Below are 15,475 nucleotides of genomic sequence, written 5' to 3' on the forward strand. Positions count from 1 at the left end.
GGCAAGCATGATGTCAGAGATTTCTGCCGAACAGAGCGCGAGAAAGCGGGCGCTGGATGTGCTGGCGGCGGCGCCGGCCAAGGCGCTGGCCGAGCGCTGGGCCGCTTTCGGTGACCAGCCGGCGCATCAGCGCATTCGTGGCCCCGAGACCGGGCTCGTTATGGTGCGCGGCCGGGCGGGGGGCGGCGGGGCGCCGTTCAATCTCGGCGAGGCGACGGTGAGCCGGGCCAGTGTGCGGATTGTAACCGGGGAAATTGGGCACGGGTATTGTTTGGGGCGTGATCTCGATAAGGCCGAGGCGATTGCGGTGATCGATGCGCTGCGGCAGCGCGAGATGGCGCGGGTCGATGCGGAAATTATTGAGCCGCTGGAGGCGCTTATGGCGGCGGGCGATGAGAAGCGGGCCGAGGAGACGGCGGCGACGCGGGTGGACTTTTTCACCATGGTGCGAGGGGATAACTGATGCTTTCCCATGATTTTGGCGCGGGTTTTGCCGATCCGGTGCGCGATGCGCAGGGTGTGTTCCGGGCGGTTCTGGATGCGCTGTCGCATCCCGGTGTGGCGCAAAAACTGACGGGTATGAGTGACGGTGTGGGTAACCTCAAGGGTGAATTGGCTAGCACACTGTTAACACTTGGCGACCACGACACGGCGATTTGGTTATCACCGCGCGTCGATACGGCGGCGGTGAAGGGATTTGTCGGGTTTCATTCCGGCGCGCCGGTGGTGAGCGATGTGGCCAAGGCCGTTTTTGCTTTCGTGGCGCTCGGGGATGCGCTGCCGAATTTGGCGGACTGCAATCTTGGAAGCCAAGAATATCCGGATCGGTCGACGACGCTGGTGGTGGAATTGCCGGCGCTGAGTGGCGGGCCGGCGCTGGTGCTGCGGGGGCCGGGTATTCGCGACACGCAGGAGATTAGCCCGGTGGGTTTGCCGGGGGATTTCGTCAGCCAGTGGAGCGAGAACCGCGAGCTTTTTCCGCGCGGGGTGGACCTGTTGCTGGTGGCGGATGGGCAGGTGGTTGGCCTGCCGCGGACAACCCGGATTGGGGACGCGTAAATGTATGTTGCTGTAAAGGGCGGGGAAGCCGCCATTGCCAATGCGCATCGGTTGCTGGCGGATCGGCGGCGCGGAGATCGCGCGGTGCCGGCGTTGCGGCTCGACCAGATCGTCGAGCAGTTGGGCCTCGCGGTGGACCGGGCCATGGGCGAGGGATCGCTGTATGATCGGGAGCTGGCGGCGCTGGCGCTTTTGCAGGCGCGGGGCGATCTGATCGAGGCGATCTTTCTGGTCCGGGCCTATCGCACCACGCTGCCGCGGTTTGGCTATTCCGAGCCGATCGACACCGGGGCGATGAAAATCGAGCGGCGGATTTCGGCGACGTTCAAGGATTTGCCGGGCGGGCAGATGCTGGGGCCGACATTTGATTATACGCACCGGCTGCTGGACCCGAGCATTGTCGGCGAGGATGCCGAAGTGCCGGCCACGCGCGAGGCCGAAGAGAGCCGGGCGCCGCGGGTGACGGATTTGCTCGGGCGGCAGGGGCTGATCGAGCCGGATGGCGAATTGCCTGAGGGGCATGAGGTTGGCGATCTGACGCGCGAGCCGCTGGATTTTCCGCTCAATCGGGATTTGCGATTGCAGGCGCTGGCGCGGGGCGACGAGGGATTTCTGCTGGCGCTCGGCTATTCGACGCAGCGCGGCTATGGGCGGACGCATCCCTTTGTCGGGGAAATCCGCATTGGCGAGGTCGAGGTCGAGTTCGACATTCCCGAGCTGGGCTTTGCGGTGAGCCTGGGGCGGGTTCGGGTGACTGAATGCCAGATGGTCAATCAGTTCAAGGGCTCGGCGACGATCCCGCCGCAGTTCACCCGCGGCTATGGGCTGGTGTTCGGGCAGGCGGAGCGCAAGGCGATGGCCATGTCGCTGGTGGACCGGGCGCTGCGGGCGAAAGAGTTTGGCGAGGATATCGTGGCGCCGGCGCAGGACGAGGAATTCGTCATTTCGCACTCGGACAATGTGCAGGCGACGGGGTTCGTCGAGCACCTCAAACTTCCGCATTATGTGGATTTCCAGGCGGAGCTGGATTTGATCCGGCGGATGCGGGCGGAGTTTGAGGGGCGGGAGGCGGCGGAGTGATGCGCTTGGTCGCTGATGTTCTGGCAATAACCGGAAGTTTTGGCGGGGTGTTCCTCTCCCCCTCGGGGAGAGGTGGCTCGGCCACAGGCCGAGTCGGTGAGGGGGATCTCTCCACTCTCGCTCAAATATCCCCCTCATCCGGCGCTGCGCGCCACCTTCTCCCCGAGGGGGAAAAGAATAAGAAAGCCCTGGAGCAAGCGTCATGAACGCCGTCGCAAATTACAATTTTGCTTATCTCGATGAGCAGACCAAGCGGATGATCCGGCGGGCTATTTTGAAGGCTGTCGCCATTCCTGGGTATCAGGTGCCGTTTTCGTCGCGCGAAATGCCAATGCCTTATGGTTGGGGCACGGGCGGGGTTCAGGTGACGGCGTCGATTATTGGGCCGGATGATGTGCTGAAAGTCATCGATCAGGGAGCGGATGATACGACCAATGCGGTGAGTATCCGGGCGTTCTTTGCCAAGGTGGCGCAGGTCGCGACGACGACGCACACGGCGGAGGCGACGATCATCCAGACGCGGCATCGTATTCCCGAGCGCAAGCTCGAGGCGGGACAGATCCTGGTTTATCAGGTGCCGATTCCTGAGCCGCTGCGCTTTTTAGAGCCGCGCGAGACCGAGACGCGAAAGATGCATGCGCTCGAGGAATATGGGCTGATGCATGTGAAGCTTTATGAGGACATTGCGCGGCATGGGCGGATTGCGACGACCTATGCTTATCCGGTCAAGGTCGAGGGGCGGTATGTGATGGACCCGTCGCCGACGCCGAAATTCGATAATCCGAAAATGCATCGGAGCGAGGCGCTGCAGCTGTTTGGGGCGGGGCGTGAGCACCGGATCTATGCGGTGCCGCCGTTTACGGATGTCGTCAGCCTCGATTTTGAGGATCATCCGTTTGAGATTCAGCATTTTGAGGAGCCCTGCGCGCTGTGTGGCGCGGAGGGGGTGTATCTGGATGAGGTCATTTTGGATGATCGGGGCGGGCACATGTATGTGTGCTCGGACACCGACCACTGCGAAGAGCGGCGGGAGGCGGGGTTTGTTGGGGTGTTGGGGATGAAGGAGGCGGCGGAGTGATGGGACGCACTTTTTCACCTCTCCCTTTGGGGGAGAGGTCGGCGCAATTGCGCCGGGTGAGGGGGCCTTTGGCAATCTCATGCTTTTGGGAAGGCCCCCTCACCCGACCCAAGAGGGTCGACCTCTCCCCCCAGGGAGAGGTGGAGAACGGAGCCGCGATTCTAGTGTTTCTGGAGCAATCCCATGTCTGACGAACCGCTGCTCAAGGTCAGCAACCTGACCAAATACTATGGCTCCCGCCTTGGCTGTGCCGATGTCAATTTCGAGCTTTATCCGGGCGAAGTGCTGGCGATTGTCGGCGAGAGTGGGTCGGGGAAGACGACGCTGCTCAATACGCTTTCGGCAAATCTTGAGCCGACGTCGGGCGAGGCGCTCTACCGGATGCGCGATGAAAGCTGGCGCAATATCTATGAGCTTTCCGAGGCTGAGCGGCGGTTTCTGACGCGGACGGATTGGGGCTTTGTGCATCAGAACCCGGCCGATGGGCTGCGGATGACGGTGTCGGCGGGTGCCAATGTCGGCGAGCGGCTTATGGCGGTTGGGGATCGGCATTATGGCCGTATTCGCGACACTGCGCTCGATTGGCTGGGGCGCGTAGAGATTGCGGCGGATCGGATCGATGATCAGCCGCGCTCGTTTTCGGGAGGGATGCGGCAGCGGTTGCAGATTGCGCGGAATTTGGTGACCGGGCCGCGGCTCGTGTTCATGGATGAGCCGACGGGTGGGCTCGATGTGTCCGTACAGGCGAGGCTCTTGGATTTGTTGCGACAATTGGTCGGCGAGCTTGGGCTTTCGGCGATTGTCGTGACCCATGACCTGGCCGTGGCGCGGCTGCTGAGCCATCGGATGATGGTGATGAAGGGTGGGCATGTGATCGAAGCGGGGCTGACGGACCGGGTGCTCGATGATCCGCGCGAGCCTTATACGCAGTTGTTAGTCAGTTCGATTTTGCAGGTGTGATGATGACCGCTCTATCCGTAAGAAATCTCGCAAAGACTTTTACGATGCACCTGCGCGGGGGGATCAGCCTGCCGGTGGTGGACAACGTCACTTTCGACGTCGCACCGGGCGAATGCGTGGTGCTGGGTGGGCCATCGGGGGCGGGAAAATCGTCCATTTTGAAGATGGTCTATGGGAATTATGGGGTAGATCGCGGCGCGGTGCTGATTGCGCATGACGGCGCCTTGGTGGATTTGGCGAGTGCCGATCCACGGACTGTGCTGACTTTGCGGCGGGATGCGATTGGGTATGTGAGCCAGTTTTTGCGGACAGTGCCGCGGGTTTCGGCGATCGATGTGGTGGCGGAACCGCTGGTGGTGCGTGGGGTCGATAAGGCCGAGGCGCGGGGGCGGGCCGGAGAACTGCTGGCGCGGCTCAATCTGCCGGAGCGGCTATGGGAGCTGCCGCCGGCGACTTTTTCGGGTGGCGAGCAGCAGCGCGTCAATATTGCGCGGGGTTTTATCACGCATCACCCGGTTCTGCTGCTCGATGAGCCGACGGCATCGCTCGATGCGGCCAATCGAGCCGTGGTGGTGGGGATGATTGCGCAGAAAAAGCGCGAGGGAGTCGCGATGCTCGGGATTTTTCACGATGAGGAGGTGCGGGCGGAAGTGGCGGACCGGATCGTCGATGTGACGGATTTTGCGCCGAAGGTGGCGGCATGACCCGGCTCGGCGACACACCCTCCATTCATCCGACGGCACAGGTGATGGAGTCCGAGCTTGGGCGCTATGTCGAGATCGGTGCAGGCTCACATGTCAGCCGGTCCAAGATCGGCGACTATTCCTACTGCGTCGAGAATACGCAGATCGCGTATGCGGATATTGGAAAATTCGCCAATATCGCGAGCCATGTGCGGATTTATGCCTCGATGCATCCGATGGAGCGGGCCTCGCTCCATCACTTTACCTATCGCTCGGCCTGGTATTTTGAGGGCGAAGAGGACGATCAGAGCTTTTTCGACTGGCGGGCGGCGGACGGCATTCGGATTGGGCATGATACCTGGATCGGGCACGGGGCGGTGGTGATGCCAGGCGTGACGATTGGTAATGGGGCGATCATCGGGTCGAATGCCGTGGTGACCAAGGATGTGGTGGATTTTGCCATTGCCGTAGGCGTGCCGGCACGGACGATCAAGCAGCGGTTTTCCGATAATGTGGCGGGAAGGCTCGATGCGATGAAGTGGTGGGATTGGAGCCACGAGAAACTACATCAGGCGCTGCCGGATTTTCGGGCGCTGGGGATCGAGGCGTTTTTGGAGAAGTATGAGGGGTGACCCCCACCTAGCCTCCCCCTGGTAGGGGGAGGGATGTGGTCCGTGGTTCTCAGGCTGCAACACAAACTCGATATATTCCTCCCCCTATCAGGGGGAGGTTAGGTGGGGGTGCCGCGACAACCCGCAACAGTCCGGTGAATAGTCATGGAACCGTCACCGATCATACATGGTGACGTTACACGCGCGCCTTAGGTCTGCCGCAGTTCAACGACTGGGGCGGGCTCATGCTCAAGATTTCGCACGTTACACGACGGTTCGGTGACAAGATCGCCGTCAATGATGTGACGCTCGAAATCCCGCAAGGGCAGATGGTGGGCATTATTGGCCGTTCGGGCGCTGGCAAGTCGACACTGCTGCGCATGATCAATCGGCTCAACGACGTTTCGTCGGGCTATATCGAATATGAGGGCGTCAAGACGTCCGAGCTCAAGGGCAAGGCGCTGCGGGCATGGCAGCGCGATTGCGCCATGATCTTCCAGCAGTTCAACCTCGTGCCGCGGCTCGATGTCATCACCAATGTGATGCTGGGGCGGCTCAATGGCCGCAATCCGCTCCTGAACCTCCTCCAGGTGTTTTCGCCGGACGAGCAGTTCGAAGCGCTCAAGGCACTCGAGCGGCTCGATATCGCGCAGACGGCGACCCAGTGGGCGCAGACCCTGTCGGGCGGCCAGCAGCAGCGCGTCGCGATTGCGCGGGCGTTGATGCAGAAACCGAAGATGATCCTTGCCGACGAGCCGATCGCTTCGCTCGATCCGCGCAATGCGCAGATCGTCATGGACTCGCTCCGCGACATCAATTCCGAGGGCATCACCGTCATCACCAATCTCCACACGCTCGATACGGCGCGCGCTTATTGCGAGCGCATCGTCGGCATGGCGGCCGGCAAGATGGTGTTCGACGGCACGCCGAACGAGCTGACGACCGATGTCGCTCGCACCATTTACGGCGCCGATGGCCTCAAGGAGGCCTTTTCCGAGGCGATGACTTCGACCTCTATCGCGCCCATCCAATACCTGCCGCGCACGCCGACCAATGCGCAGCAGGCGCCCTGAAACTCGGCCCTTTTCAGAAAAAACCGAGATTACCCAAACGCGTCACCAAAGGAGACCTCCCGTGTCCGCGATCCGTAAACTGCTTCTCGCCTCCGTCGCGCTTTCCATGTCGACCGCAGCCTTTGCCCAGGACGGTCTCGTCCTCCGCATCGGTCTCGATGGCGGCGAAAACGAAGCCGACCAGCTGCGCCGTTCCGAATGCGTTGCCGAGCCGCTGAAGGCCGCAACCGGCGCCACCGACGTCCAGTTCTTCCCATCGCCCGACTATAACGGCATCATCCAGGGCCTCCTCGGCGGCACAATCGACATCGCCATCATGGGCGCTTCGTCCTATGCCGCGATCTACCTGCAGGACCCGGAAGCCGTTGACCCGGTTCTGACCACCCAGCAGGAAGACGGTTCGACCGGCTACCACACGATCATGGTTGCACGTTCGGATTCGGGCATCACCGATCTCGCTTCCACCAAGGGCAAGAAGCTCGGCTTTGCCGATCCGGACTCCACCTCGGGCTACCTGATCCCGTCCGTCGCTCTTCCGGCCGACCTCGGCATGCCGATCGCTGAATTCTACAGCGAAACCGGATTTGGCGGCGGCCATGAAAACCTCGTGCTCGGCGTTCTCGACGGTACCTGGGATGTCGGCACGACCTTCGGTTCGGGCCAGGGCGAATTCTCGGAAGGCTACACCTCCGGCAACCTGCGCATCATGGTCGACAAGGGCCTCCTCGACATGGATGACCTCGTGGAAGTCTGGCAGTCGCCGATCATCCCGAACGGCCCGCTGATGGTGTCGAACAAGCTGCCAGCCGACATCAAGGAAAAGGTCACCGCTATGTTCAAGGCGCTGCCCGAGACCGATTTCGAATGCTTCGATGCCTTCACCGCCGGCGGCTACACCAACTTCGTCGACGCCGACCAGACCATGTACCAGACGATCATCGACGCCCGTAAGTCGGTTATCGGCGGCTGATTTTTTGATCCCGGGAGGCGGGCAAGGCCTGCCTCTCATTTCAATCAAGCCACAGCGTCATCCCCGCGAAAGCGGGGATCTCTGCAAGAGGGATTCCCGCTTTCGCGGGAATGACGCCGTGGTTGTTGGAGACGCCTCGCGATGGCCGATATTTCCCAGCAGTCACCCGGACTTTCGCCGGCCGGCCAAACGATCCTGCAGCATTATCGCTCTCAGGTGATGACGCGACGGGTCTATACGATCCTCGTGGTGATCGGGGTGATCGTGGCGCTGGTGGCGGCCATGAGCTATGCCAATTCGGCCAATTCGGGGAAGTTTTTCGAACGCCTTCCCTTCATGTTCGACTTCATCAAGAACTTTACACCGCGCGATCCGCTCGAGATTTTTCGCGCCATGTTCGGGGTGGCCTCGCCCTATTTTGATGGCTCGGCGAAGTATGATTATACCTCGAGCAATATCTATCTGACCGATAGCTTCTACATTCCCAATTTCATTTATCAGCTCATCGTCACGGTCAATATTGCCGTCGTGTCGACCATCATCGGCGGGGCGATCGGGTTTTGCCTTTGCTTCTTTGCCGCGACCAATCTGGTGGGCGCGGGGCCGGTGCGCTGGGTGGTGCGGCGCATCATGGAAGTGATGCGTGCTTTCCCGGAAATCGTCATCGCCGGGCTGCTGACAGCTGTCCTCTCCATCGGACCGATTGCGGCGATCGCGGCGGTTTCGCTGCATACGATCGGGGCGCTGGGGAAGCTCTTCTTCGAAGTTGTCGAGAATGCAGACATGAAGCCCGATGAGGGGCTGAAATCGGTTGGCGCGAGTTGGCTTGAGCGCGTGCGCTACGCCATCGTGCCGCAGGTGATGCCCAATTTCGTGTCCTATGGGCTGCTGCGCCTCGAGATCAATGTGCGCGCGTCGACCATTATCGGCGCAGTGGGCGGCGGCGGGATCGGCGAAGTGTTTCGCCTCTCGATCGGGCGCGATTATGCCGCGCAGACCTATGCGATCATCATTCTGCTGCTCGTGACCATCATTGCCATCGACCAGTTTTCGGGCTGGCTGCGGCGGCGGCTGGTGGGCGATGGCAACTTCAATTTCGGAAAGGCGAGCGTGTGACCATGTCGGCGATCAGTGCTGCCGAGCGCACTCGGCTCGAACAGAAATTCCCCGAGGTTTTCAAGACCTCGTTCCTCAAACGGCACGGCTTGATCGTCGCGCTCTTGGCAACGGCGGCATATCTTGTTTTCTGCTGGTTTTTCTTCAATGTCGGGCCGGCCCTGCAGAACGGCAAATGGGATCGCGCCTCCATCTATGTGCAGGACTGGTATAGCTGGCGCGCCCAGCCGCGGCTGCGCTTTGGCGATGATGGCGTGGTGACGCCGCAATGGTCGAGCCGCGGGCAATATCCGGCCGATGCCACAATCGATTGGCTGACGCCGCATGCCGACGGCAGCATGACTGCGACCTTTGGCAGCGCGGCGGATCGGCTCGACATCACGACGCGCCAGGTCGATGTCTATCTCAATGGCGAAGTGTGGCCGGTGACGATCACGGCGGATGCGGCGCTGGCGCCGGAAGGCGGGCCGGCCGCGATCCAGCAGGATCGGCAGAAGGTGGTGGTCGACTTCGGGTTCGAAGGGCAGGCCGAAATCCGCGCCAATCAGGTGGCCGTGCAGCGCCGGTTTTTTGGTTGGGCCAATTTCCTCTACGATCCTACCTCGCCGCTCTGGGGCAATGATCTGTTCTCCTCGATCGGGCTGATGCTGTCGGGCGACAGGGTCAATCCCGATATGTCGAATGCGCAATATGTGCTGAACCAGTGGCTCGGGAACAAGGCGTGGCAGCATGCGGATATTCTCGTAAAGCTGTTCCAGACGCTGGTCATGGCCTTTGTCGGCACGCTCTTGGCGACGCTGATCGCCTTTCCGCTGGCCTTTATTGCGGCGCGGACGATCACGCCGAGCGGGGCAGCGAATTGGGGGATGAAGCGGTTTTTCGATTTCATCCGCTCGGTCGACATGCTGATCTGGGCGCTGTTCTTTACCCGCGGCTTTGGGCCGGGGCCGATCCCGGGGATCGCGGCGATTTTTCTCACCGATACCGGGGCGCTTGGGAAGGTCTATGCCGAGGCGCTTGAAAATGTCGACGACAAGCAGCGCGAGGGCATGAAGTCGGTGGGCGCAAGCCCGATGGCGGTCAACCGCTATGGCGTCGTACCGCAGGTTTTGCCGGTGTTCGTGTCGCAATCGCTTTACTTCTGGGAGAGCAATACGCGTTCGGCCACGGTTATCGGCGCGGTCGGGGCCGGGGGCATCGGGCTCAAACTGCTCGAATCGATGGGCACCAATTCGGACTGGGACAAGGTCGCCTATATGGTGCTGCTGATCCTCTTGGTGGTGTTCCTGTTCGACAATATGTCGAATGCGATCCGGTCACGGTTGATTGGGTCGAATACCTGACAAGTGCCTCGCCATAAAAAGAAGTGACTGAAAGCCGCTGCCTTCGGGTGGCGGCTTCGTCTTTCGCCGGTTTAGAAAATACGGCGCCTTCGTGACATGCGGCAGGCGCATTGCTTGGTCGTCGTGAGTGCGGTTGACCGCATCCTTGGCAAATCTTCCACTCGGCAGGTTCCGGTGAGGAGATGCGCGATTGCTCAAGATACTCTACCTGGTCCCCAACCTGTCCGACCCTGCAGCGGGACGACGGGTGGCGATGTTTCAGCTTGGTGGTGCGGACGTCGAGCTGGCGGGGTTTCGCCGGGCCGATGCACCGCCTTCGAGCCTGCCGGTCGAGATGGTGGTCGAGCTCGATGTGACGCATGACGCGCGCATGTTGCAGCGGCTCCTGGCGACGGTAAAGGCGCGCTATACGGCGCGGGGCTGGGCGCGGCGGTTTTCGCGGCCGGATGTGATCGTGGCGCGTAATCTCGAAATGCTGGCGATCGCCGAGCATCTCTTGCAGCTTTGGCCCGATCCGCCGGCGCTCGTTTATGAATGTCTCGATATTCATCGGCTGATGCTGCGCGAGGATGGCGTTGGGCGGGCGATGCGTTCGGTCGAGCAGCGGCTGATGCAGCCGGCGAGCCTTTTGCTGACGAGTTCGCCTGCGTTTTTGAGCCAATATTTCGATGAGCAGGGCGCGCCGCCGGCGCGGTTGATCGAGAACAAGGTTTTTGCCCCTAGCTTTCCCGAGACGGGGCGCAACCCGGGCTTGGCGCTCGATGACGAGGGGCCGTTGCGGCTCGGCTGGTTCGGGGCGCTGCGGTGCGCCCGATCGCTCGATATTCTCGAGGCGCTCTCGACCGAACTGGGTGGCAAGCTGGAGGTGACGCTGCGCGGGCGGCCTGCCTTGGTCGAGTTCGACGATTTTCATCGCACGGCCAATGGGGCTCGGCATCTCAGCTTCGAAGGGCCCTATGTCTATCCCGACGATCTCGCGACGATCTATTCGGGCGTGCACTTCGTCTGGGCCATCGACTTTTTCGAAGAGGGGCAGAATTCGAGCTGGCTGCTACCCAACCGGATTTATGAAGGGTGCCTCAATGGCGCCATCCCAATCGCGCTCAAGGGCACGGAAACGGCGGCGTTCATCGCGCGGCATGGGATCGGGATCGTCATCGACGATGTCGAGATTTCAGCGCTGGTCGAGCTTTTTGCCGGCATGAGCCGGAAACGCGTGCGCGAACTGGCGCGGGCGGTGGCTGACAAGGACAAGAGCCATTTTCGCTGCGAGGAGGACGAGTGCGTGGCGCTCGTCAAGAAACTCGGGGCTCTCGCGGGCATGTCGGCGATGGAGATGGCAGCATGAGCGCGCGGGTTCTGATTATCGTGCCGACGCTGAATGAAAGCGCGCATATTCCCAGTCTGCTTGACGGATTGCTGGTCGAGGCGGAAGTGCTCGACGCGACGATCGTCGTGGCCGATGGCGGCAGCCAGGATGGGACGCGGGAGATCGTGGCGGCGCGGGCGGCGGGTTCGACGCGTATTCACCTGATCAACAATACGCGGCGCATTCAATCGGCGGCGATCAACCTGGCGGTGGCGCTCTATGGGGATCGCGCGGATTATCTCATTCGCATCGATGCGCATGGGACTTATCCGACGGATTATTGCCGGGACCTTGTGGCCGAGGCGGAAGAGCGGGGCGTTGGCAGCGTCGTCGTGCCGATGACGACGATGGGGCATGCACCGTTTCAGCGGGCGGTCGCGACGGCGCAGAATTCGCCGATCGGCACGGGTGGCTCGGCGCATCGCACCGGCAATGTAAGCGGGCCGGTCGACCATGGGCATCATGCGCTGATGCGTGTCGATGCGTTTCGGCAGGTTGGTGGCTATGACGAGACGTTCCGCGCCAATGAGGATGCGGAGCTCGATTTCCGGCTGCGGGCTGCGGGCCACACGATCTGGCTGACTGACCGGACGGGGATGATCTATTATCCGCGGGCAACGGCAACTGGGCTTTTTCGCCAGTATTTTGGCTATGGCGGGGGCAGGGCGCGCAATATCTTGAAGCATCGGATGCGGCCGCGGCTGCGGCAGATGGCGCCGTTGGCGATTTTGCCGGTGGTGCTTTTGGCGGTGCTCTCGATCTGGCACTGGGCGTTTCTGGTGCCGCTCTTGCTTTGGGGTGTTCTCTGTATCGGGCTCGGCGTGCATGCGGCACGGAAATACTATCCCGAATATGACATGCCGATGAGCCTCTCGCCGCTGGTCGGCTGGGCGGCGATGATCATGCATTTTGCCTGGTCGTCGGGCTTTTGGCTGCATCTGATCCAGCGGCCGTTCCGCAAGGGAGCGGCGTGATGGCGCGGGTCGATATCTGTGTTTGCACCTTTCGCCGGCCGTTTCTGGCCGAGACGCTGCGCTCGATCGGGCGGCTGGAGCGGGGCGGGCATGATATCAGGGTGATCGTGGCGGATAATGACACGACGCCATCGGCGCGGGGGCTCGTTGAGGACCTTGCGGGGAAACTGGCTTTGCCGGTGCGCTATGTGCATGCGCCGGAGGCCAATATCTGCGTCGCGCGCAATGCGTGTCTTGATGCGGCGGAGGGCGATTTCATCGCCTTTGTCGATGACGATGAGACCGTGAGCCCCGGCTGGCTGATGGCGCTTTTGGCGCGGGCTGAGGAGACCGGCGCGGCGGCGGTGCTGGGGCCGGTGGCGGCGGTTTATGGGGCGGATGCGCCGGACTGGATGCGGCGCGGCGACTTTCACTCGACCTATCCGGTTTTTGTCGAGGGTACGATCCGCACGGGCTATACCTGCAATGTGCTGATCCGCTGGGCGGCTCCATTTTCGGCGCTGCGGTTTGATCCAAGGCTCGGGAAATCGGGCGGCGAGGATACCTCGTTCTTTTATGCGCTGACCGATCTGGGCGGCACGATCGACTATGCGCCCGAGGCGCTGGTGGAAGAGCCAGTGACAGCGGCGCGGGCCAGCATGGGCTGGCTTGTGAAGCGCCGGCTGAGGTTTGGGCAGACGCACGGCATGTTGCTGACAGGGGGGCGGGCCAAGCGGCTGCCCGCGGTGGGCGCAAAGATCGCGTTTTGCTGCCTGATGACGGGGCTGACGGCCTTTTCGCCGATTGCGCGGCGGCGCAACTGGCTGCGGGCCATTCTTCACATGGGTGTGGCGGGAGGCCTTCTGGGCCTCAGCCAAGCCGAACATTACGGCCACTCGGCCACGTCCTGAGCCTTCAGGCGGAGAACCACATGCTTGAAAAGAACCCCTTTCCCGAAGCCATGGCGCCGCAGCCATCGGACATCAAGACCTTAGACCTCGATCGCATCTTTTCGCTGGTGCGGCGGCAGGCTTGGATCCTGGCGCTCTGCGTTGCCGCGATGGTGGCGCTGGCAGTGTTTTACCTTGCGCTGGCGCCGCGTAGCTATATGTCGGCGGGGCAGATCCTGATCGACAAGAAGCTCGAACAGGTGACGAGCGGGGAACAGACGGCGACGAGTTCGACCGATCTCGAAGCGCAGGTGCTCAACCAAATCGAGGTTCTGCGCTCGAGCCGCGTGGCCAAGGCCGTGGCGGAAGCGGAAAACCTGATGACCGATCAGGAATTTCTCAATCCGCCGCCCTCGTTCAGCCAGCGGGTGAAGAGCCTTTTCGGGCTTGGATCGGGCGGGGCGACGGAAACGCGGGAAGCAACGCTCGATGAAGTCGCCGGAATGCTGCGCGCCAATGTGGCGGTGGACCGCATGGGGCGGTCCTCGATCATTCGCGTCGGCTATGAGGCAGCGACGCCGGAACTGGCCCAGCGGATCGCGCGGGCCTATGGACAGGCGCTGCTGCAGGATCAGCTCAATGCCGAACTCGAAGCGACGGGCGCGGCGGCCGATTGGCTACAGCAGCGGCTCGCCGAGATTGGCGAAAGCCAGCGCCAGGCGATTTTGGCGATCGAGCAATATCGCAAGGAAACCGGCCTCAGCGTGGGGCAGGATCGCGACCTGACCAATCAGCGCATCGAGACGCTCTCGACCCAGCTTGCCGAGGCGCAGGCGGAGACGGCGCGGCTGCGGGCGCTTTCGGGGCAGGTCGAGGCGGTGATCGCGGAGGGGCCGGAAGCGGCCTCGGCCTCGGTGTCGCTGTTGGCCGGGGCGCAATCGGATCCGGCGGAGATTTCGCTGCTGCGCAATCAGGTGGCGACACTGACGAGCCGGATTGCGGAGGTGGAGGGCACCTATGGCGCGGACCATCCGCAGCTTTCGGTCTTGCGGGCGGAGAAGACCGCGCTCGACAATCGCATCTTTGCGCTGCTGCAAAACCTTGGGCAGCAATATCGCACGCAACTGACCATTGCCCAGCAGCAGGAAATCGGGCTGCGCGGCGATATCGACGCCGAAGGGCAGAGCGCCGGGGCGATCGGCCAGGAACAGGTGCGCTTGAATGAATTGCAGCAACGTTCGGACGCGTTGCGGGCGCTCTATAATAGCTATCTGACGCGCTACGAAGAGGCGGTGCAGCGGCAAAGTTTCCCGATCCCATCGGTGCGGATCGTGACCGAAGCGCTGATGCCCGATGATCCATCGAGCCCACGGACGGTCGTCATCCTTTTGGCGGCGATTATCGCCGGGTGTTTCGCCGGCGCGGTTCTGGGTATGCTCAACGAATTGCGCGAGCGCGGTTTCCGCACCGGGGAGCAGGTGCGCCGGCAATTGGGGCTGCGGTTCCTTGGCTATATGCCGAAGCTGCAGCTTGGGGCCGATGACACGCAGGACATCAGGCGCAAAACCATTCGCATGCTGGTGCGCGGGGCGCTCGGCAGCAAGATGGGCCGGCGCTGGGGCGCGCCTTATCTTGAGGCGCTAAAGGCAACGCGGCTGGTGCTGCAGCCGGTGGCCGAGCGGGCAAGCCCGGTGCTGGGCGTGGTTTCGGTTCTGCCGGGCGAGGGAAAATCCACTTTTGCGCTGTCGCTGGCCGAGATGCTGAGCGAGTCCGGGGCGCGTGTGCTGCTCGTCGATGCCGATGTGGCGCCCGATGTCGACGCCATGTCGCGCCGGGTGGTGCCGCTGCAGCCAGCAGAGTGGCGGAGCGTCGCGACGACCGATGTCGAGAGCGGGATTGTCACGATTTCTGCCGGCGCGGCGGAAGTGGGTGGCGGCTATCTCTCGAGCATTGCGATGCAGAAGATGCTGTCCGAAGCGCGGAGCCAGTTCGATTATATTATCCTCGACCTTCCGGCTTTGGGGCCGGTGATCGATGCGCTGACCGTATTGCCGTTTACCGATGCGAGCGTCTTGGTGACCGAATGGGGCAACACCCCGCGGCGACTGGTGCGCGGCGTTTTGGAGCGCGAGCCGGAACTGGCGGATCATATGGTGGGCGTCGTGCTCAACAAGGTCGATCTCGGGACGCTACCGAAGTTCACCGATATCGGGGGGATGGAGCGGTTCGCGTATAAGCGGCGGCGCAAGGTCGAAGATCGGGAATTGGAAACGGCGCCATAGGGCGCCGT

Annotated in this window: 15 protein-coding genes; all 15 read left to right on the top strand. The window is 62.2% G+C overall.

What is annotated here, in order from left to right; all coding sequences use genetic code 11:
- Positions 1-7: 7 nt before the first annotated feature.
- Complete coding sequence (phnG, locus tag ASG47_RS14090) at positions 8-463, top strand: phosphonate C-P lyase system protein PhnG (RefSeq protein WP_156352206.1); 456 nt, start codon at positions 8-10, stop codon at positions 461-463.
- Positions 463-1,059 (top strand): phosphonate C-P lyase system protein PhnH, encoded by a 597-nt coding sequence (gene phnH / locus ASG47_RS14095; RefSeq protein ID WP_061910091.1) that lies wholly within the window; start codon positions 463-465, stop codon positions 1,057-1,059. Before phnG ends, phnH begins: the two co-directional genes overlap by 1 nt.
- Positions 1,060-2,139: a carbon-phosphorus lyase complex subunit PhnI gene (locus tag ASG47_RS14100; protein WP_061910093.1), complete on the top strand. Its 1,080-nt coding sequence runs from the start codon at positions 1,060-1,062 to the stop codon at positions 2,137-2,139. It abuts the gene before it with no gap.
- Between the two features lie 202 nt (positions 2,140-2,341).
- On the top strand, positions 2,342-3,217 hold the full coding sequence (locus tag ASG47_RS14110; protein WP_061910096.1) for an alpha-D-ribose 1-methylphosphonate 5-phosphate C-P-lyase PhnJ: 876 nt from the start codon (positions 2,342-2,344) through the stop codon (positions 3,215-3,217).
- Positions 3,218-3,400: 183 nt separating this feature from the next.
- Entirely contained in the window at positions 3,401-4,177 is a 777-nt protein-coding gene (gene phnK / locus ASG47_RS14115) for a phosphonate C-P lyase system protein PhnK (protein WP_061910098.1), read from the top strand.
- Entirely contained in the window at positions 4,177-4,881 is a 705-nt protein-coding gene (phnL, locus tag ASG47_RS14120; protein ID WP_061910100.1) for a phosphonate C-P lyase system protein PhnL, read from the top strand. Before phnK ends, phnL begins: the two co-directional genes overlap by 1 nt.
- Positions 4,878-5,492, top strand: a complete 615-nt coding sequence (locus ASG47_RS14125; protein ID WP_061910102.1) for a DapH/DapD/GlmU-related protein — start codon at positions 4,878-4,880, stop codon at positions 5,490-5,492. The genes phnL and ASG47_RS14125 overlap by 4 nt, the downstream gene beginning before the upstream one ends.
- 224 nt (positions 5,493-5,716) lie before the next feature.
- The gene (gene phnC, locus ASG47_RS14130; RefSeq protein ID WP_061910104.1) at positions 5,717-6,544 is read left to right on the top strand and encodes a phosphonate ABC transporter ATP-binding protein; all 828 of its coding nucleotides are present in this window, start codon (positions 5,717-5,719) and stop codon (positions 6,542-6,544) included.
- A 61-nt stretch (positions 6,545-6,605) separates the two neighbouring features.
- Positions 6,606-7,514, top strand: a complete 909-nt coding sequence (phnD, locus tag ASG47_RS14135; RefSeq protein ID WP_082461297.1) for a phosphonate ABC transporter substrate-binding protein — start codon at positions 6,606-6,608, stop codon at positions 7,512-7,514.
- Positions 7,515-7,655: 141 nt separating this feature from the next.
- Positions 7,656-8,630, top strand: coding sequence for a phosphonate ABC transporter, permease protein PhnE (gene phnE, locus ASG47_RS14140; RefSeq protein WP_061910106.1), 975 nt, complete (start codon positions 7,656-7,658; stop codon positions 8,628-8,630).
- 2 nt (positions 8,631-8,632) lie between these two features.
- On the top strand, positions 8,633-9,973 hold the full coding sequence (gene phnE, locus ASG47_RS14145; protein WP_061910108.1) for a phosphonate ABC transporter, permease protein PhnE: 1,341 nt from the start codon (positions 8,633-8,635) through the stop codon (positions 9,971-9,973).
- 190 nt (positions 9,974-10,163) lie between these two features.
- Positions 10,164-11,321, top strand: a complete 1,158-nt coding sequence (locus tag ASG47_RS20875) for a glycosyltransferase (protein ID WP_061910110.1) — start codon at positions 10,164-10,166, stop codon at positions 11,319-11,321.
- Positions 11,318-12,316 carry a glycosyltransferase family 2 protein gene (locus ASG47_RS20880; RefSeq protein ID WP_061910112.1) on the top strand — a complete coding sequence of 333 codons (999 nt, stop codon included), beginning with the start codon at positions 11,318-11,320 and terminating at the stop codon, positions 12,314-12,316. Before ASG47_RS20875 ends, ASG47_RS20880 begins: the two co-directional genes overlap by 4 nt.
- Positions 12,316-13,206 carry a glycosyltransferase gene (locus ASG47_RS14160; protein ID WP_061910114.1) on the top strand — a complete coding sequence of 297 codons (891 nt, stop codon included), beginning with the start codon at positions 12,316-12,318 and terminating at the stop codon, positions 13,204-13,206. The genes ASG47_RS20880 and ASG47_RS14160 overlap by 1 nt, the downstream gene beginning before the upstream one ends.
- 20 nt (positions 13,207-13,226) lie before the next feature.
- Entirely contained in the window at positions 13,227-15,467 is a 2,241-nt protein-coding gene (locus ASG47_RS14165; protein ID WP_061910116.1) for a Wzz/FepE/Etk N-terminal domain-containing protein, read from the top strand.
- Positions 15,468-15,475 lie beyond the last annotated feature (8 nt).

The sequence above is a fragment of the Devosia sp. Leaf420 genome, assembly GCF_001425445.1.
In the GTDB taxonomy this organism is placed as follows: Bacteria; Pseudomonadota; Alphaproteobacteria; order Rhizobiales; family Devosiaceae; genus Devosia.